An 18,857-nucleotide genomic window follows, 5' to 3' on the forward strand; every position below is an offset into this window, starting at 1 on the left:
GCTACTTCGCGTCCCATGCGTCCAAACCAGCAGCATGGCGAGCGGAGATACGGCCCCACACCTGGTTCTCGGCGTTGTTGCCGCCGGTGATGCCGTAGCTGTGCGCCTGGAAGTTGCCGAAGCAGCCCGCCGCGTACAGACGCGGGATGGGGTTGCGCTGCGGATCCAGCACCTGGGCATGCTCGTTCTTCATGGGGCCGCCCAGCGTGGAGCAGGAGCCGGGGTACACCGAGATGGCGTAATACGGGCCGCCGTCCAGGGCCACGAGGCTCTTCGCCGCGCGATCGAAGCGCGCATCCTTGCCGGCCGCGCAGAAGCCCTGGTACTCCTCGAACGTGGCCTTCAGGGTATCGACATCCATCCAGTGGTCGAATTCCTTGATCTTCTTGCCAAGCTCCTCGATGGTGTCGGCCTTGATGATCCAGCCCTTTTCCACCTCGGCCTTGTTGTCCTGGCTCCAGCCGTCCCATGCGCGCACGGAATCGGGCAGGTCGGAGGCGAAGTTGCCGCACTCGAAGAAGTCGCCCTGGCTGGTGGACAGCTTGCCGGCGTCGAAGCAGCTCTGGTCGAAGATGCACCACGTGGGGATGCGATCGTAGTCGTCGATGGCATCGTCGAAGTGCAGCAGCGTGTGCCAGCCGTTGTGCGGCGAGCCCATGGCCGTGTCGTCCACGAAGCGCTTGCCCAGACGGTTCACGTTGAAGTAGCTGAAGCCGGGCATGAAGTACAGGATGGAGAAGTCGTTCTCCGGGTCGCGCGTCCACATGGAGTACATGGAGATGACCATGTCCATGTGCCACAGCTTCGCTCCCACGTCCTCGACCATCTTGATGCCGTCGCCGGTGTTGTACTGCCAACCCTCGAACTTGAAGGGGTAGCACTTCAGGTACTCGTTCTTCAGCTCCTCGTTGAACTCGAAGCCGCCCAGCGTGAGGATAACGCCCTTGCGAGCCTTGACCGTCTTCTCCTCGTTGCCGATCATCGTGTACGCGCCGACGATCTCCTTGGTCTCAGGGTTCTGGATGAGACGCTCGTCATGGCAGTCGAAGAACAGCTGCACGCCCAACTCTTCGCGCTTGGCGTCGAGTTCGTGGAAGGACAGCATGCCGAAGCCGTCGACGGAGGACAGCTTGCAGGAGCCCTCGTAGGCGTTGTCGTCCAGGAAGTAGTACTCGGGAATGGCGCCAGCCAGCGCAACCTCGGTCACTTCGTAGGTCATGCCGTACTTGTCGGCGTACTCGGTGTTGCGAGCGCACTCGTTGACCCAAGCGTCGATCATCGGCTCAGGGGTCTTGCCGTGCGTGAAGGACTTGATGTACTTCTTGAAGCGATCCTTCTCGCTCTCCTCGACGATGGTCCATTCGCCGTTGTTGATGGAGCTGTTTCCGCCGCCGCGCTCGGGAGCCTTCTCCAGCACGATGACTTCCTGGCCGCACTCGTCAGCGCCGATGAGCGAAGCCCACATGCCCGCTCCGCCGTAGCCGATGACCAGAAGATCGCACTCGTAATCCCAATTCTTGGGCATCCAGTCGCCCGCTGCCGCGCCCGTAGAACCCGAAGCGCAACCGGCCAGCGCAGCGGAACCCGCCACGGCGGCAGCGGCAACGCCAGCGCCCTTCAGGAACGAACGACGGGAAACTCCGCCCTCCATGCCATTGCTCATACTGTTCCTCCTTCTCGGTGGAACGGGCCCCTCCGTTTGAGCACCCGTCCTTACTCGCCAAACTGTACCGAGGGATGGCCCCCTCGCGCATCTGATGGGCTGTCGGATTTTGCGCGTGCCTTCCGATGATGAATAGGATTTTGCAGGTCAGCAGCCTATCGGATTGTCAATCCGATAGGCTCGCGGGGTACAATTACGTATGATGAGTGCTATCATTTTCACGCACGCTCATGCACACGGGAGAGGGACGCGGACGTACTGCCGCGCCCGTGGCGATAACCACCGGGGAGAGACTATATGCCGCACCGCACGAAACGCGAAGACGATCGCCGCGTCGCAGACGCTTGCGATACAGCGAAGCCGTCGCAACAAGAAGCCGGCCGGACGTTGCGGCAATCGGAAGGCGGCCTTGATGCCGCAGAAGCGGCGAAGGACGCCCTTACCCTTGACTACCTTGTTACCATCATCGGATTCGGTCTCTGCCGCGCGTGGATCATTTTCTGCCTGGGAGCACCTTTGGTTGCGGGCGCAACCGCTTCGCTGCACTGGATGTATCTGGTGTTCGGAGCCTTGAGCGCGCTCATCGTTTCGTTCGCGGTGAACCGACAGGGAAAGCACGAGAGCGCCGTTCGCGTCGGAATGTTTCGAATAACCCCGTTTGCACTGCTGGCGAGCGGCCTGTTGATCCCCCTTGCCATCTGGATCGACAACGAAGCGCTCATCGCTTTGGGTTTCGTGGCGGGCGGACTTGGAGCAGGCCCCCTGCAAGTGCTCTGGGGCGATCGCTTCGCCGGGCATCCCACGCGATTCGCCGCGTTGGCATCGCCGGCTGCAGCGATCGTGACGGCACTGGTAACAGCCATGTCCACCGACAACACCAGCTTCGTCGGATTCGCCGTGATTCCGCTGCTTTCGTTCGGCCTTCTGATGTTCGAGGCGAACCGAACGGGCTGCTCTTGGCGAACCCTTGTTGAAAGCGCGGGCAAGCCCCATGGAGAACCCACGCCCGACGCGCCTGCCGAACCATGCGAAACCGCAGGCAGCAGCAGCGAACGGCATCAGATGGGCCTGGGCGTTGGCAAGCTCATGTTCTCCATCATGACGTTCTCGTTTCTCTGTCGTCTGTTCGACGCCGCGCCCCGGCAAGACGATCCGTTCGCGTTCATAGGCGGCAGCGCCATATTCGCGATCATCGTGGTTGGCGTGGTGTTCTTGGGAATCGTGGCCAAGCTCAAGGACAAGTTCGACCCCTCGCTCACCTATCGACTGTCTCTGCCCATCATGGTGGCGGGCTTCGTAGCCATCGCGCTATTTGTCGACACGCATGCCGCTGCGTCCATCCTGTTGATCAACATAGGATACGAGTTTTTCGACATCCTTGCCTGGATCCTGTTCGCCGACGTATCGCGCCGCAAGAACGAGAACGCCCTGCATATTTTCGGCCTGGGCGTAGCGTTCATGTTCGTTGGCATGGCGCTGGGGAACCTGGCGGGAGGCGTTCTCAATCCGCTTGTTGCCGACGGCAGCGTTCAGATCACCGCGGTGGCCATGTTGGCAACGCTGTGCCTGGTGATCGTGGCGTTCATGGTGCTGCCTGAAGGCGTGATCACGCAGCTTTCCGGCACGATGCGCTCGGGACGCAAGGACAGGGAGCCCGAAGGCCCGCGTCCGGACAACGCTGAGAAATCCGCCGAAGCAGAGGTTTCCGGCCGCCTGGAATCGCGCTGCGCCGCCGTAGCGCAGGACTTCGGCCTGACGCCCCGCGAAAGCGAGGTCATCGTGCTGCTGGCCTACGGACGAACGCTGTCCATCATCGCGCGCGATCTGCAGATAGCGAAGGGTACGGCGCGCACGCACATCGAGAACATCTACCGCAAACTCGACGTGCACAAGCAGCAAGAACTCATTGACCTGGTAGAAGGCTACGAGATCGGCTGACGAACCAGAAAGCGGCGGGGCGGGACGGAAAGATCGACGATCCTCCTGTCCCGCCCCGCCGCTTCGCTTGCCCCGACAATACTCAAGCGAATTTACGCCTGACCCTCCACGGGAAGACCGTCGGCTTCGACGACATCTTGACTTTGAGCGGCAGCTTCGTTTTCCGCACGTCGACGCTCCAGCTCTTCAAGCACTTCTCGAGCCGATTTCGGCCGAGGCGTTTCGTGGGAGATGGCCTCTGCCAACGCATCGTCGTCGGCGCCTTCGATGACGATGCTCTTGATGATGTCGCCGATGGTCAGCTGCTCGACCACGTCCAATCCTTCGACGGTCTGCCCGAACACGGTGAACTTATCGTCGAATTCCGGCTGCTCGGACAACGAGAAGTAGAACTGGCAGCTACCTGAATTCGGCTCGGACTTATGAGCGAAGCACAGGCTTCCTAGCACATGCTTGTTGTTCGGGTTCGTTTCCCATTCGTCGACGATAGTGTAGCGAGCATCTCCGGTGCCGGGATGAGTGCCGCGGATCAAGCCGCGCGCTGCAGAATCCACCTGAGCCGGACCAAGCGTTCGCGTGGTAGGGCACCCGCCCAGAACCACAGAGCCGGGTTTGTGCGCGTGAAACTTCAAGTTCTCATAGAATCCGCGTGCCGCAAGCTCTATGAAGTTGCCCGTCGTCACGGGAACGTCTTTGCCGGCAAGCTCAACGCGAATCGTGCCGCGCGAAGTCTCTATAACTGCAACCTCGTTGCCATTGGGAAGATAGTGCGGGGTGTATACAGGCAAGACGATTCGTCCCATATCGGTTCCTCCTAGTATCGCTTGAATCAAGTGCAAGCTCCATGATACCTACGCCCCATTTCACCGCATCAGATGGAGCATCGTATTTTGCCGAAGAACAAGGCGGGAGACGCGCCCGGTCACATGCAGAGGCGAAAAGGAGTATCATCGAAAGCTCCGAAAAGAGAGGAGCCGCTATGTCATCGATCGTACGCGCCGTGTATTTCAGCCCCACGCACACTACCAAAGCCATCGTGCGAGAGGTGGCAAGCGCGCTATCGGCACCGCTCTCGGCCACGATCGAGACCACGGACCTCACGCTGCCCCGCCAGCGCCCGACCGACGTTTTGTGCAATGCCGACGACGTGCTTGTATTCGGGTTCCCCGTATACGCCGGACGCGTACCCGTGCTATTGCGCGACGAGTTCGCGCACTTGGAAGGCCACGGCACGCCCGCCGTGATCGTAGGGCTGTACGGCAACCGCCACTTCGACGACGCCCTCCTGGAAGCCGCCGACCTGCTGAGCGAACGGGGGTTCAACGTGGTGGCCGCAGGCGCGTTCATCGGCGAGCACTCGCTCACAGCCCGTGTGGGAACCGGACGCCCCGACCGTGCCGACATCGCCGTCGCGCAGCGTTTCGGCGCGCAGATGGGAGCGCGCCTGGCACAGTCGCACAGCGCGCCCGCGCCCACCATCGAAGGCAACCGCCCGTACCGGGAGCTCAAGCCCGGCGCCGACGTACGCCCGATCACCACGGACGCATGCACGAATTGCGGCGTATGCGTCGCGTGCTGCCCGCTTGGCATCATCGACGAGGACGATCCTGCGCTCGTAGACGCCGGGTGCCTTCACTGCCGCGCCTGCGTCAAGAGCTGCCCCGAGGACGCGAAGTACTTCTCAAGCGAACCCACCGACCGGCTGATAGCCATGCTGGAATCGAAGTGCCTCGAACGAAAAGAGCCGCAACTGTTCTGGTAGAACGGAAGCCTCCGCCCCACCGCAAGGCCAACGTGCATCCTTCTCGAAGAAAGAGACGCGACGCAGCTTCCCCGCTCGCAAAAAAGCCGCCGCCCAGGGAGGGAGGGGCGACGGCTCGTCGATAAGGACCCAAGGCCGCGGGAGACGGCCTTGGGAGGGATATGCCTAAATGTCCAAGCTGGGAATCTTCTTTTCAGCATCGCCACCAGCAGCGTTGATGCCGGCGATGCGCCCGAAGGTCACGCAGCGACCATGACCGATGCCCGGCACGTAGGTGGGGTAATCGCCTGCGCCGAAGAATTCTCCAGCAGCCGAGCCGCACACATACAGGCCGTCAATCGGCTGATCCTTCGCATCGAGCACCTGGCAATCGGTGTTCGTGCGCAGACCGCCGCACATGGTAAGCAGGCTAGCAACAAGCTTTCCAGCATAGAACGGCGGGTCCATGACCTTGCCCATAACCTCGGGGCGCTTGCCGAAGTCCAGGTCCTTGCCCAGATCGCACAGTTCGTTGTAACGGGCAACCGTGGTCTCAAGGTTTTCGGCGGGCACGCCCATCTTCTCCGCAAGTTCCTTCAGCGAATCAGCCTTCAACGTCTGGCCGCTTTCAACTTCTCCTTCGAGAACGATCTTCTGAGCCTCGAGGTTGTACTCTCCGCCCACGGGCTGCGTGAGCTGACCCCACTGCAAGCCGCCGCCAAGGCCGGCGTCCATCTGAGCCTTCACCTGCTCCAGCCCGTGAGAGTCGTAAATGGTCCAAGCGTCCTTCTCGGTTTGCAGCGCTTTCGTGACGCTCTTGGACTGGGTGTTCACGTCTTCGTTCTTGAAGCGCTTGCCTTCCCAGTTCACATGCAAGAAACCGTAGCTGGCCGCACCGAAGTCAAGGTGCATAACCGCCGAATGCGGCTCGGACTTCTGCATGGCCGCCCCAGCCCAAAGCGCTTGCTTATGCATGTCGCCCGTGTCGCAGTCGGGCGGATTGTAGAAGCGACCGTCCATCGCGTACGCCGTCATGGGCGAATAGTACTGGAACATCTCGTCGTCGGCCGCATAGTCGCCCGAAGCGATGATGACCGACTTGGCGTTGATCTGCGCATACTCATCTTTCCCCGTGGCAACAATGGCGCCGGTCACCGGCCCGTCGCCGTCGCGCACAAGGCGCTCGCTCTTGGTGTTCCAGCGAATCTCTCCGCCCAGTTCGCCAATGGTCTCGTACAGCGCAGGAACAAGAACCGCGTTGCCGTACACGTCGCCCACGCCCGAGCCCTGGTAGAACGTAAAGTTGATAGTCTCTTCGTACTTGTCGGCCTGATAGAAGATGTGCGTGACCGGGTACTCGGTGTAGTCGGGGCCCTTGTAGTAGCCGTCCCACAGCAGCGCCTCGAGGCCCTTCTTCGTAGCCAGGTCGTACAGCCAATCGAAGCACGCGCCGCTCTTGTGCGCGAACTCCCACAGCAGCGGCTCCTTCACACGACCCTGCGCCCAGTTGATCCAACGACGCACCACGTTGTTGTAGTTAGGCTCTTCCAGCAGGCCCTTCTCCGTCAAGCCCTGCTGCACCTTCGTATGGAAGCCAGCGATGTGCACGCCGCGAGCAACCACCGTTTCGGGATTCTTGTCGATGGTGATAACCTTCTTAGCACCCTCTTCAAGCGCGGCGATCGTGGCGCAGCATCCACCGAGACCGGCGCCAATCACCAGGACGTCGCAGTCTTCGGTATTCGTGATCTTGTCCGCGGGAATAGCGTCGGGAGCAATCTCCCAGCTGTGCATGCCAGCCACATCGGGACCGGCCGAAGCTCCGCTTTCGGCCACGGGCATGCCCTCAACCGTAGATCCCGCGCCTTCCGACGAGGCCGAACCAGCGCTTTGCGGGGCGCAGCCAGCCATCCCGGCCACCGCCGCACCCGCCAGCGCGGCACCGCCCAAGCCCAAGAACGATCGACGGGACAAGCCCTTCTTCCCCATCTTCTCTTCCTCCATGGTACCCTCCTTGTTCGCTATGCGCAGACGTGCTGCCCTTGCCCGATGAAGGAAAAGCAACACCCCTCCGCGCGCAGCCCTCCGCTGCGCTGACACGACCATACCGAAAACCCCAGCCGCCACCATCCCGTCATCAGGGGGAAAACGGCTCGTCGCACGTGATTTCCCCCTGTTAGGGGGATACGTCCCGTCAGCGGATCAGGAGCAAAATCGCCGACCCCTGACGTATAATTTCGAGCGGGGAACGCGGTTGGGAGACCGTCCGCTCGCGCCATGGCGAGATCGGGCAGCACCGCATCAGGGAGGGATTCAATGGCATCGTCGTTAAAAAAGGAGCTTTGGAGAACGCCCGATCTTATGGGGTTCGCCGCGCATTGGACTTGGATTTGGTGCTTGTTCTGGAGCTCGTTGTTCTACAGCGAGGGCAAGCTGCTGACGCCGACGGCAGAAACATCCGGGCTGCAAGGTATCGCGATGCTCTCCCTTGAACCCCTCTGGGTTGCGTCCCTCTTGACGAACGTGGTCACTATCGCATGCCTGTTGGCATGTTCGCGCTTTCGCAATCCGCTAGCCGACATACGGTTCCTGCCCCATAGCGCGGGAATTCTGACCATGCTTGGAACCCTAGCGCTTTCCCACGACGCGCTCGCCCTGGCAGGAACGGCGGCTTGGAGCGTTTACCTGGCGGGATCGCTGCTTACGGGAATCGGCAGCGGCATCGTCGTGGTACTGTGGGCAGAGCTGTTCGCGTCGCTCGGCCCCAAGCGAACCGTCCACTACAGCGTGATCGCCCTGCTTTTCGCGGCGCTCGCCTACCTGCTGATACGCCTTCTCTCCAACGACGTTGCCCAGTTGATCGTAGCCTTTCTGCCCTGTATAAGCATGGGATGCTTCCTTCATTTCAAGCAAAGCGTGCCGCGCCCGCCGCGACGAACCCGCAACGCGCGAGTAAAAGAACGCCCGCCTGTGCGCATGATCGCGGTAGCCTCGTTTTTCGGGCTTTCGTTCGGAATCATGAAAGGACTGATCGCCCCCGTTGGAGACGATTGGATCGTCATACGCGACATATTGAATATCGTTGCCATTGTAGGGGGATCGCTCGCCATCTTCATCACAATGAGCGTGTACAAGATGGACTTCGACCATCTTACCTACCAGATAGCGCTGCCGCTGATGGCGGCAGGATTCCTGTTTCTTCCGCTTCACGAGCCGTGGAACGTTATCGGCACCGCCGTGCATCAGTTCGGGTACCAGTACTTCTACATTGTGCTATGGGCGCTCTGGCCGGTTCTGTCCGCGCGAAGAAACGTCCCTGCGGGGTGGGTGGTATGCTGGGGGCTTCTCTTTATTCAATTGGGGCAATTCGTTGGCTCGATAGCCGCTTCGTGCACGCTCTCTTTAATTGAAGACGATCTGGGAATGGCCATGGTTTCGGCCTTCGTTATATTCTTTATTCTGATTATCGCGTTGTTCGCCCTGGGAAATGGCTCCACCAGTACAGGATGGGGATTCGTAAAGCCCATGGAAGAAGCCGATGCAACGTCTAACTTCGAGAAGGCAGGCACGCGTCTGGCGCGCAGATGCCACCTGTCGCCGCGCGAGATCGAGGTATTCTTCCTACTGGCAAAGGGTCGCAACCGCGCCTACATCCGCGAGGAGCTGGTCATCGGCGATGAAACCGTGAAGAGTCACGTGAAGAGCATCTACCGCAAGGCCAACGTGCATTCGCAACAAGAATTGATCGACCTGCTGGAACAAGAAAGCAGCATAGAGAAGTAGGGTCAAGCCGTCACAAGCTTCGACGGATCGCCAGGCGCAACGGTTGCCATCCGCTGCTCAACCGTCATCGACATGCGCCCGCTCGCATCGATGGCAATTCGACACAGCGGAGGCTTCGGCCGCAAAATCGAGTTTCGCAACCAAAGCAGAGAGCATTCGATCACGTGGTGCGTCGCCGCTTTTCCAGCCACGCCTCGACACCGATCGGGTTCGTCGCTTATCTCACGTCGACGGACTCCAAAAGCTGCAATAGTTCTTCGCGATTGGACGTATTCGTTTTCGCGTAGATATGATTGAGATGGGTCTTGACCGTATTCTTTGAGATAAACAGGCGCTTCTCTATGTACGCACCAGTATGGCCGGTCGCCCAGATAGCAAGAACCTCCTGCTCGCGCGGAGACAGCTTGCATCGCGCGGCAACCTGGGCAACTCGCCGCTCCAAAACGCTGGCGGCATCTTCGGCAACCGTAACGCCCTTAAACGACGCGGGCGATCCCATGATGATCAGCAGCGCAACCATAAGCGACAGCAAAACGGCAATGGAGACGGACTCCGGCGTAGGAAGCACGTCCGCCGCAACTTGGCCCAAGCAGCTTCCCGTCCATTGCACGAAGCGCATAAGGGCCAAGCACAACAACGCCGCCAACCCGTCTTTGAAAAAGGAGTCGACAAGCAGGAACCACACCAGGTACTTGACAAGCTCCGCCCCCACAAGCGCTACGCAAAACGTGGTGCCACCGCCGAACGGATCAAGCGAGGCAGGCAGCAGCGAAGCCAGCGCCATCAGGGGAAACGCCAGATAAAAAGCCAGCATGGCGTTTTTCCGATAGAAGAAGTACGCAAGCACGATCGCCGCGAACGAAGCCAGCGCAGGCGCACCCGCCAAAGCGCCATGGAACACGGCAGCCGCCTCGAAGCCGCCCATGATGCCGTTCACCCTGGCGGCGCCGTAGCTGAAAAATGCTAGGGAAATGGCCGCCATCAGCTTCCAAGGGATGGAAGACGCACGTGCCCGAAAACTCCGAACATCCTGACAGTCGAACGAAACGTCCATCTCGGCGGAGTCTTTCAAAGACCCGGTTCGATCGGCGACCATCAGCAAAACGCACGCACCGAACGGCAGCAGCACAGAAGCAACCAACGCAGGCCATTCAGGCAGCAAAGAGACAAACGCGAACAGCAGAAAACCGAAAAGGTAAGCCGTCCCCGCGCACACGGCCGTTCGGTGCACTCCTTGCATGCTCAAGCGCTCTTCCCAACCCAAGCGCAGCGTGCTTCCGACGCCGCTCAAAGCGAACGCAACCAGCATCCAACCCATCGGAGCTTTGCCGAAGCCAGCAAAAGCAGCAAGTACGATAGCCAGGCTCGAAATCACCGCGAGCAGGGCAAGCAGCACGCGCCGGCGGCGCAAAGGAGCAATTTTGCGCGCCAGCAGCACCAGCAAAAGCGCAGCCGCAGCCGTCAACAGACTTTGCAGAATCTGAGCTTCGCCAACAGGGACTTCGTGCCGTAAATCGCCGAACAGAATCGAGCCGTTCCAAAAAACGAAGCTCCACGCTATGTAGCATGAAAGCCCCAGGCTATCGAACATAATGCCTCGATCGAATTTGGGAAAGATCGAAAAATCCTCCGCCGAAGAAGCCCCTGGAGTTGAATTCTTTGTTTTGAACGCGTCGCTTCTCATGGGGGAATCATAGAGGAACCGGCCCTTCGACACAAGAAGAGGCCCGCCCGGCGCAAATCACCGAGCGGGCAAGGAGGGCCCCTCTAAGCAATCACTCGCTATGCGAGCGCCGCCGCATTCGCACCGGCTATGCGACCGAACACGAAGATATCCGTAATCGAGCACGATCCCAAGCGGTTCGTTCCCATCTTATGGCCCGCCTGTTCGCCCGCAGCAAACAAACCGGGAATGGGATTGCCCGCGTCGTCCAGAACGCGCGCGTCGGTATCGATATGCAGACCGCCCATCGTGTAATGCACGGAAGGCTTGTACGCCAAAAGATAGTAAGGGCCGCCTTCGATAGGATGCATTGCGGCGCGGTAATTAAAGTCCGGATCTTTCCCGTCCTTACAGTACCCGTTCCACTTCCCAACCGTTTTTTCCAGTTCGGCTGCATCAACGCCAAGAGGCTCGCAAACCGCTTCGATGGTATCGCCCTTCACCAACTGGTTGCGCGCCATCAGCCCATCGAACTCTGCGGCGTTCACCGTCGCGATATCGGTAGCATCCAAACCGGCCTGGTTGAACAGCATGTAGCCAATGCCGTCGGTCTGCTTCTTGATAGCATTGGAAATGACGTCGCGGCGCTCCATCTCCTCCACGAACCGATCACCTTCCTTGTTGATGCAGATAGCGCGGTTTTCCAGGCGCATGTTGCCCACGTAGAGCAGCGCACCCGTCTGCGTATCGCACGTGGGATACGTCTGGATGTACTGCATGTCGATCAGGTTCGCGCCGATTTTCTCAGCCATCACGTGGCAGTCGCCCGTTGCGCCCACCGAGTCGGTCGACAGGATCTTCTCGTCCATCTCGGGGTTGTACTTCATGCGCATTTCAACGTTCGAGCCGAAACCGCCGGCCGACAAAACGACCGCCTTGCAGCTGAATTGATGCGCAGTGCCCGTCACAAGGTTCGTAGCTTTCACGCCCACGACCGCGCCCGATGCGTCGGTAATCAGCTCTTCCGCCTTCGTGTTACGGCAGATCACAAGGTTCTTCAAATCCTCGGCGCGCTTTTCAAGCTTGCAGATGATGCCGCTGCCCTCGTTGCCCTCGGGAATCAAAGAGCGCGCTACCGAATGACCGCCGAAAAAGCGCTCGTAAGGCTGCCATGCCACACCGCCTTCGAAGATCAACCAGTCCAGGGCTTCAGTCGCACCGTTGCAGATAACGTTCACCAGAGCCGGATCGCCCACATGATCACCGCCGACGATCATGTCTTCAGCCATGTTCTCCACGCTGTCCTGGATACCCGCTTTAGCTTGGAACCAGTTGTTGGGAACGGCCATGGCACCGCCCGAAAGAATAGTGTCGCCACCCGTGATGCCCAGCTTCTCCAGCAAGACGACCTTCTTGCCGGCGTCGGCAGCCGTAAGGGCTGCAGCGTATCCTGCACCGCCCGCGCCGACCACCACCACGTCAACGGCCTCCTCCAAATCCGAAGGCTCGGCAGGAACGGCATGATCGCGCTTCTTCCATTCGCTCGACTTCATACCGGACGCATCGACGGCATCGGAGACAGCCGACATGAACGCCATGCTGGTAACCGTGGCACCCGTCACCATGTCCACGTTGAGCGTTTGATTGTCGATGATAAGATCGGTCAAAACGTCCATCGCCGCAGTTCCTACGCCGTACGATTCGCGCGATTTCACCAGGTTGATACGGGCGATAGCGTCACCCTCGGTGACAACCTCCACGGAAAGCTCGCCGCCCTTGCCGTTGGCCGTGCCAGTCCATGCGCGGGCGCCTTCGCCCGAAGCGCCCGATTGTCCCGAACCGCTTTTCCCCGTTGGCGCGCATCCCGCAAGCGCAAGCGTCCCGCCCAATGCAGCAACGGCACCTCCTGCAATGAAGTTCCTGCGTGACAGGTTCGACATGATTCCCTCCTTGATGTTCGCGTATTGTTGCAGCCGAACTCCCGATTCGACTGCAACGATGCTAGCCGCTGCAAAAAAGGCGGCGCATCACCGCAGAGGTTTGAACGCTTCAAGAACCCCCGCATTACTCCCTCAAACCTCAGGGGTGATGCCGTTGAACTGGGGGAATAACGCCATCGAAAACGAGCCTTCACGTGCGTCGCCCGCAAAACCATCCTGGGGCTAGGATAAAACGGCGGCAACCGAGGGCTCTTGGAGGGCGAAGCGAGCGTGTCCGCCTCGTTGTGCGCCTTGCTGTGCGCCGGTCGTGCGTCGAGCGGGCTTCCTGAGCCCCCGACGCTACCGGCGCCTTTCGTCGCGGCACCGGTTCCGCTCATCCTGTCAAAACAAACGAGTTTTGCTGGTCCTCGAACCAGGATAAAAGCTACTGGCGGCTGCGTGACCTGGGGAGATGCAAAACGCATTTGAGAAGCAGCTCGCTCAGGGGTGGAAAATCGCCGCAAAACTCGCTCGTTTTGACAAGCGGCGCAAGACCTGCGAGCTCAAGCGCGGTAGCGCCTCCGCCCTTACCCCGCAGCGCGCAAAGCCACTCGCACCCCGCAAGTGCGAGCGTACCACCCAACGCGGCAACGACACCTCCGGCAATGAAGTCTCTGTGTGGTAGATCCGACATGATTCCCTCCTTGACGGTCGCGTATCGCTGCAAAGAAAACAGCGTGTTGCAGCGGAGGCTTGAACGGTTCCAAGACCTTCGTTTCAACCCCTCAAACCTCAGGGGCGACGCCGCCGGGTCCCTGTACCACACTCCCCCGTTTTCGGGTATCTTCGACGTTTTACCTGGACAAGGGCCAATATACCCGGTTCCGCGCGATGACGAGGCAGACGGCAGCGCGTAGCATGCATTCCGTTGAAACCGTACGAACAAGGAGGGAACCATGGGAGAACACACCATCAGCCGCCGCAACTTTCTGGCAGGGCTTGGCGCAACCAGCGCGCTTGCTGCAGCCGGAGCGCTCGCAGGCTGCGCGCCTCAAGCGCAAAGCTCAACCGCAGCCAGCAAGGAACCTGCGCAGGCAAGTTGGCGCGACAAGCCGGAAATGCCTACCAACATCGTCGAAACGCTAGAAGCCGACCTTGTGGTTGTAGGTGCCGGCAACGGCGGTCTGGTTGCAGCTACCACTGCAGCGCAAAACGGCGCAAAGGTTATCGTGCTTGAAAAGGGCGGCGCCGTCCAAGCTGCACGCGAAGCCATTGGCGCGCTCAACTCCGCACTCGAGCCCGATCATCATGAAGACGTCCCCACGCTGCTGAATCATGCAAACCAGACGCAGTCCGGAGACGCCAACATGCTCATGTACAAGACCTGGGCAGAAAAGTCCGGGGAAATGATCGAATGGATGAAGGAAACGCTCGAGCCCAAGGGCATGCTCTTTCCGTTCGAATGGCACTGCCCCAACGACCCGCACGCCTACTACCCCGCCATGTGCTACAACCCGTGCCTGGGCGAGTACAATCCCGACGGCCCCAACTACGGAGCCTACGCGCACCTCGAGGTCATGAGCGAGGTTCTGAGTGAGCTGGGCGGCCAAATCATGTTCCTGACTCCGGCGAAAATGCTGGTACAAAACGAATCCGGCAAAGTAACCGGCGTCATAGCTGAATCCAAAGACAAAGGCACCATCCAAATCAACGCAAAAAAGGGTGTCGTTATGTGCACCGGCGGCTACGGCGCGAACGATGACATGTTGCAGGATCTATGCCCCGGCAACTCCAACTGGTGCGTTCTGCGCGACAGCATCAACGAGGAAGGCGACGGCATCCGCATGGCGCTATGGGCGGGCGCAGAACTCGAGGCCGGCGGCGGCTGCATGATCTGGAACCGCGGCATCATGTTCGACGATACCGAATTCGACGGCTCGTACTCGGGCGGCGACATCTTCTTGCCCGGCAGCCAGCCGTTCCTGCACGTGAACGCCAACGGAGAGCGCTTCATGAACGAGGATCAGTGCTACCCCATGAGTTACGCCGGCGGAGCGAACCAACCGGGACATTTCTCTTGGATCGTCTGGGATGGCAGCTACTGGGAGGACATTCAAAAGTTCGACACCTGCGGATGTTCTCGTCTAGCCCCAGCTCCTTCGGGAACCGCATTTAACGCCGACGTATACGACTGCGAAGCCATCACGAAAGAGCACCTGGACTCGTTCTGGCTGGAGCCGCGTATCGAATCGGGCGCGCTCAAGAAGTGCGACACGCTCGACGAGCTGACCAAAGCCATGAAACTCGACGCCGATCAAGCCGCTGCGTTCAAGGCCACTATCGAGCGTTACAACGAGCTGGTCGCAGCGGGCGAAGACACCGATTTCGGCAAGCCGGCCTACCGCCTAAGCGCCGTCGATCAGCCGCCGTTCTACGCTGCGCGCATCGCCGGCGAGCTGCTGGTCACCATCCACGGCGTGATCACGAACACCGACTCACAGCCGTTGCGCAAGGACGGCAGCATCATCGACGGCCTGTACGTGTGCGGCAACGACCAGGGCGGTTTCTATCCGCATAACTACCCCAGCAACTTCACGGGCATCAACGCAGGCCGCACCGCCACGTTCGCCCGCATCGCCGCAAAGCACGCCTTGGGCATTGCGTAAGCGCACAGCAGCAGAACACCCTCCCTCCCAAGCAGAAAGGCCCCGTCCGGGGCCTTTCTGACTTTCAGAGCTTGGCGAGCGTCTTGCTGCACAACTCTTCGACCGGCTCGACAAGGCGCCTCCTCATTTCACCCGTACCGTCACAATCACCTAAATCGACGAACGTGCGCTCAAGCTCGGAAGGAACGTTCGCAGCCAAGCGCGCCAGAACCCCTATGCACGCTTCTCCATCCAGGCCAACGTCCTCGAGAGCGTTCGCTTCGACAAATCTGCGAATATGACGAGCGCCCAGCTTGCCGATCTCGTTCTCTCCCCCGACGCTCATCGCCATCTTGATGCGATCCTTTGGCTCACGGTACGGGAAAGCCGATACGACATCGTAGAGAGGCGCCAACACCGCCTGACCTTTCATCCCCAGCAGCACCGAGTAGTTCTTCGCATGGGCATCGGGTGCGCCGACGAGGTAGTTGAAGAACAGCATCTCGACGAACCGCCGAACATTCGCTTCGGCGTACTCTCCCGTCTTTTTGAGCACGTCGATCACCGCAGCGGCACTGGGACCACCGTATTCGGCATACTTGTTGTCGGGTAAAACCCCGAGAATCTGACAGAAATCTTCTTGGTGGAGGCGAATCACATCGTCCCGCTCGTCAACGACGCGGTCGTAGCGCTCGACAACGATAGCCGGCTCATCAACGAACATGCGGTATTCGACACTCGCTGCCGCTATTCCGCACGCGGAAGCAGTCCGCATGCAAACGAACTCGTTGAGCGCCTGGAAATTCAGGTGACCGATACCGGGTTTAAGGATATGAGTTGTCGCAGCTGCACCCAAACACCGAAACCAAGCCCCGTCTTTAAGGCGTAACGCGAATTTCGATTGCTGACCGCCTAGCGACCAGTGCTCGCGGTCGTCCATCCAGGATGCCTCGTAGTACTCGCGGCTCCTCTTCAACCGGCGAGCCACATCCTGTTCCGTCAACGGTTCAAGACCACCGAAACGACCGATCAACGTTTCCTCCACGGCCTCATCAGCACAGAATCGCACGGCGCCAGGGCATTCGAGCCCAACGTGCCCGAGCAAAGCAAACGGATTGTTGCCCGACACGCCGAACTCCCTGCCCATGTTTTGGCGAACCGAGGCATCATCGGGCAGAAGCCCGCACAAGAAAGGACGGACGCGCTTGTCTCCGTAAGTACGATTGGATACAGGCATCGACAAAGACAGCGGCGGCCCTTGATAGTTGCGCTCGTACTCAAAGGACAGTTTTCCGCTTTCTCGCTGCGCGAGCGTGCCCGCGACACGACCGGCCAACAGAACTTTGAGGATCTCCCCACTCACTCGATCGGCCTCCCCAGCTTCCCGACAGCGTTCTCGAAAGCACTCGAATAGCGCTCCTTGTCATTCTTGGCGCGTTCCTCCGACAACAGACTCACGTGACCGTCTTTCGCTTCCTCGGCAACCGCATCCTCTTCCTCGACGAGTAAAGCAAGCGATATGCCGAGAACCTCGAATATACGCAAAAGCGTGTTCATGCGTACGCCCGGAGTCTCCCCCATTTCAAGGGAAATGATGAACCGTCGAGACACGCCCATCATCTGAGCGAACATGCTCTGCGTTATGCCGAGAGTTTTGCGGCGCTCGCGTACAAGGTGCCCAACTTCTCTGGCAAACGATTCGCCGTCCATACACGAACCTCCCTGATTGATGTGCAGAATATTGCATACCAGTATACGTGCAATATTCTGCACATGCAAGAATGTGCAGAATATTGCACTTGAAATGTTACGGGGTGGCTAATGCACCAAATCGATAAGCTCCTGACGAGAATGAACGTCGAGCTTGGCATAGACGTGCTTGGCATGGGTTGCGGCAGTCTCGCGCGAGATCACCAGAGCATCCCGCACATAAGGGATAGAGCGTCCGCGCACCAGCAGATCGAACACTTCAGTCTCGCGCGGGGTAAGGCCGCTTCGTTCCGCAAGCTCAAGAATACGGGCGCTCAGTTCATCGGTGCCAGCTGCAGTCGCATCCACGTCTACAGCTTTGTCCGCGCATGCGCGTCCCGCATTCGCAGACCCCGCCGAACCGGAAGAAGCCTCAAGCGGCGCGAACTCTTCCCTGCACGCGCCGAAGGCAAACGCACGCCCATCGCTCAGCACGAACATGGTGGAGCTCACCAATAGCGCGATAGACACAGCTGCCACCTGCTCAATCGAAAACGCGTTCGCCGCCACACCGGATTCAACCAGCACAAGGGCAATCACGCCCAGCAGATCGCCAAGATGCACGAAAATCCACCCTAAGCCGTACGATTGCACGGGCGTAGCTGCACCTTGCACGGCATAGCGCGCAAAGTACATCTGCGTTATTAAGCAGAACGCGAACCGTGCGGCAATAGCCACTACGTAAGCAACGTACGCGCCCGCCCCCTCTCCCAACACGATGAACGCAGCGAAGCCCACGACGAGAGCCGGGCACATCCATCGATACAGAAACGATAGTGAAACGCGGCGCGGCCCTGCCGTAGCCGATAAGCCAACCATCAGCATGAACATGATGCTCACGACAATCGCCACCTGAGAAGCCGTAGCATCCTGCCCCGAAGCTCCCGTCCAAAACGAGCCCCCGACGCACACGAACAAGCATGCCGCAAGAATGCCAAATCCGGCGCGCCCCATCGACCTCAACACGCGCGGCAACCCCTTGCGCGCGCTGTCGTGCGCCTCGGCAAACGCGCGTTGCTCGATAGCGCCCCGGTACTCGGCCAGCGCGTCACGCTCCTGCGCATCGCGCCAAGAAAGAAAAAGGCACAGGCCCGACAGAAGAGGGAACGCCGTCACCACCGCAAGCGCCACCCAACCCTGCATCGCGGAAACCACAAGCACGAGCACAGCAGCCGTCACCGCTGACGTCGGCGCAAGAAACTCTACTTCCTCCTGCGTCACCTTCGCGTAGTACTCGCCCCACATCACCCACATGAAACCACTGCCGAAACCCGTGAGCACCGCGCCCGTCACGAACAGCATCGTCGTTGCAGCGAAGTCGGGCAGCTCGCAAAACAAAAGCGGTGTAGAAACCGCCGTAGCCAACGGCGCAATCCAGAACAGCGATGCATGCTGCGTAGGCGACCCCAGCCGCTTCTCCAGCACCACGACAAGCACCAGCATGGCAACTGACATAGATACAGGCAGCCCCGTAAAGAACAGATCCCAGCCCGCGCCTCCTTTCAGCATCGAAGCCTTCGCGCCGGTATAGCCGCTCACCGCATTGGTGTAGAACACGCAGAACACCCAAGCCAGCAGAAACGCCCAACCCAAACGCCGAATCGGCGCAAACCGCTCGACAGCCTCCACGAGCAACCGCTCGCGCCGTCCTTGCGCGCTCTCAACCATGCGCCCCATCTCCCTCCACCGTCATTCACGCCCCGCTTTTGTACCACAGCACGCAACGCTTGGCAAAAGAGCTTGCACTAAGGGCAGC

General features: G+C 59.8%; 12 protein-coding genes. 4 read left to right on the forward strand and 8 right to left on the reverse strand.

Going from position 1 to position 18,857, the window contains the following annotated elements; translation table 11 throughout:
• Position 1: 1 nt before the first annotated feature.
• Entirely contained in the window at positions 2 to 1,663 is a 1,662-nt protein-coding gene (locus tag LQE90_RS06200; RefSeq protein WP_216528753.1) for an FAD-dependent oxidoreductase, read from the reverse strand.
• A 387-nt stretch (positions 1,664 to 2,050) separates the two neighbouring features.
• On the opposite strand from LQE90_RS06200, the gene LQE90_RS06205 reads away from it, so the two are divergent.
• A complete protein-coding gene (locus tag LQE90_RS06205) occupies positions 2,051 to 3,601 on the forward strand; it encodes a LuxR C-terminal-related transcriptional regulator (protein WP_225749845.1) in 1,551 nt (516 codons plus the stop codon).
• Between the two features lie 92 nt (positions 3,602 to 3,693).
• On the opposite strand, the gene LQE90_RS06210 is transcribed toward LQE90_RS06205, so the two are convergent.
• Positions 3,694 to 4,404, reverse strand: a complete 711-nt coding sequence (locus tag LQE90_RS06210; RefSeq protein WP_216528751.1) for a peptidylprolyl isomerase — start codon at positions 4,402 to 4,404, stop codon at positions 3,694 to 3,696.
• A gap of 176 nt (positions 4,405 to 4,580) precedes the next feature.
• Between LQE90_RS06210 and LQE90_RS06215 the strand changes: the two genes are divergently transcribed.
• Positions 4,581 to 5,363: a 4Fe-4S ferredoxin gene (locus tag LQE90_RS06215; protein ID WP_216528750.1), complete on the forward strand. Its 783-nt coding sequence runs from the start codon at positions 4,581 to 4,583 to the stop codon at positions 5,361 to 5,363.
• Positions 5,364 to 5,528: 165 nt separating this feature from the next.
• Here the strand turns inward: LQE90_RS06215 and LQE90_RS06220 are convergent, their stop codons facing one another.
• Positions 5,529 to 7,346: an FAD-dependent oxidoreductase gene (locus LQE90_RS06220; RefSeq protein ID WP_216528749.1), complete on the reverse strand. Its 1,818-nt coding sequence runs from the start codon at positions 7,344 to 7,346 to the stop codon at positions 5,529 to 5,531.
• A 312-nt stretch (positions 7,347 to 7,658) separates the two neighbouring features.
• Here LQE90_RS06220 and LQE90_RS06225 point away from each other — a divergent pair, with 312 nt between their 5' ends.
• A complete protein-coding gene (locus LQE90_RS06225) occupies positions 7,659 to 9,125 on the forward strand; it encodes a helix-turn-helix transcriptional regulator (RefSeq protein ID WP_216528748.1) in 1,467 nt (488 codons plus the stop codon).
• 217 nt (positions 9,126 to 9,342) lie between these two features.
• On the opposite strand, the gene LQE90_RS06230 is transcribed toward LQE90_RS06225, so the two are convergent.
• Positions 9,343 to 10,716 (reverse strand): helix-turn-helix transcriptional regulator, encoded by a 1,374-nt coding sequence (locus LQE90_RS06230; protein WP_231088226.1) that lies wholly within the window; start codon positions 10,714 to 10,716, stop codon positions 9,343 to 9,345.
• A 191-nt stretch (positions 10,717 to 10,907) separates the two neighbouring features.
• Positions 10,908 to 12,728, reverse strand: a complete 1,821-nt coding sequence (locus LQE90_RS06235; protein WP_216528746.1) for a flavocytochrome c — start codon at positions 12,726 to 12,728, stop codon at positions 10,908 to 10,910.
• Positions 12,729 to 13,663: 935 nt separating this feature from the next.
• On the opposite strand from LQE90_RS06235, the gene LQE90_RS06240 reads away from it, so the two are divergent.
• Positions 13,664 to 15,373: an FAD-dependent oxidoreductase gene (locus LQE90_RS06240; RefSeq protein WP_216528745.1), complete on the forward strand. Its 1,710-nt coding sequence runs from the start codon at positions 13,664 to 13,666 to the stop codon at positions 15,371 to 15,373.
• A 64-nt stretch (positions 15,374 to 15,437) separates the two neighbouring features.
• Here the strand turns inward: LQE90_RS06240 and LQE90_RS06245 are convergent, their stop codons facing one another.
• The 3 genes from LQE90_RS06245 to LQE90_RS06255 all read right to left on the reverse strand — a co-directional run bounded on the left by LQE90_RS06245 (position 15,438) and on the right by LQE90_RS06255 (position 18,769).
• The gene (locus LQE90_RS06245; protein ID WP_216528744.1) at positions 15,438 to 16,715 is read right to left on the reverse strand and encodes a type II toxin-antitoxin system HipA family toxin; all 1,278 of its coding nucleotides are present in this window, start codon (positions 16,713 to 16,715) and stop codon (positions 15,438 to 15,440) included.
• Complete coding sequence (locus LQE90_RS06250; protein ID WP_216528743.1) at positions 16,712 to 17,062, reverse strand: helix-turn-helix domain-containing protein; 351 nt, start codon at positions 17,060 to 17,062, stop codon at positions 16,712 to 16,714. The genes LQE90_RS06245 and LQE90_RS06250 overlap by 4 nt, the downstream gene beginning before the upstream one ends.
• 108 nt (positions 17,063 to 17,170) lie before the next feature.
• Positions 17,171 to 18,769 (reverse strand): response regulator transcription factor, encoded by a 1,599-nt coding sequence (locus LQE90_RS06255; protein ID WP_231088227.1) that lies wholly within the window; start codon positions 18,767 to 18,769, stop codon positions 17,171 to 17,173.
• Positions 18,770 to 18,857 lie beyond the last annotated feature (88 nt).

This window comes from Paraeggerthella hominis (assembly GCF_021044775.1).
In the GTDB taxonomy this organism is placed as follows: Bacteria; Actinomycetota; Coriobacteriia; order Coriobacteriales; family Eggerthellaceae; genus Paraeggerthella; species Paraeggerthella hominis.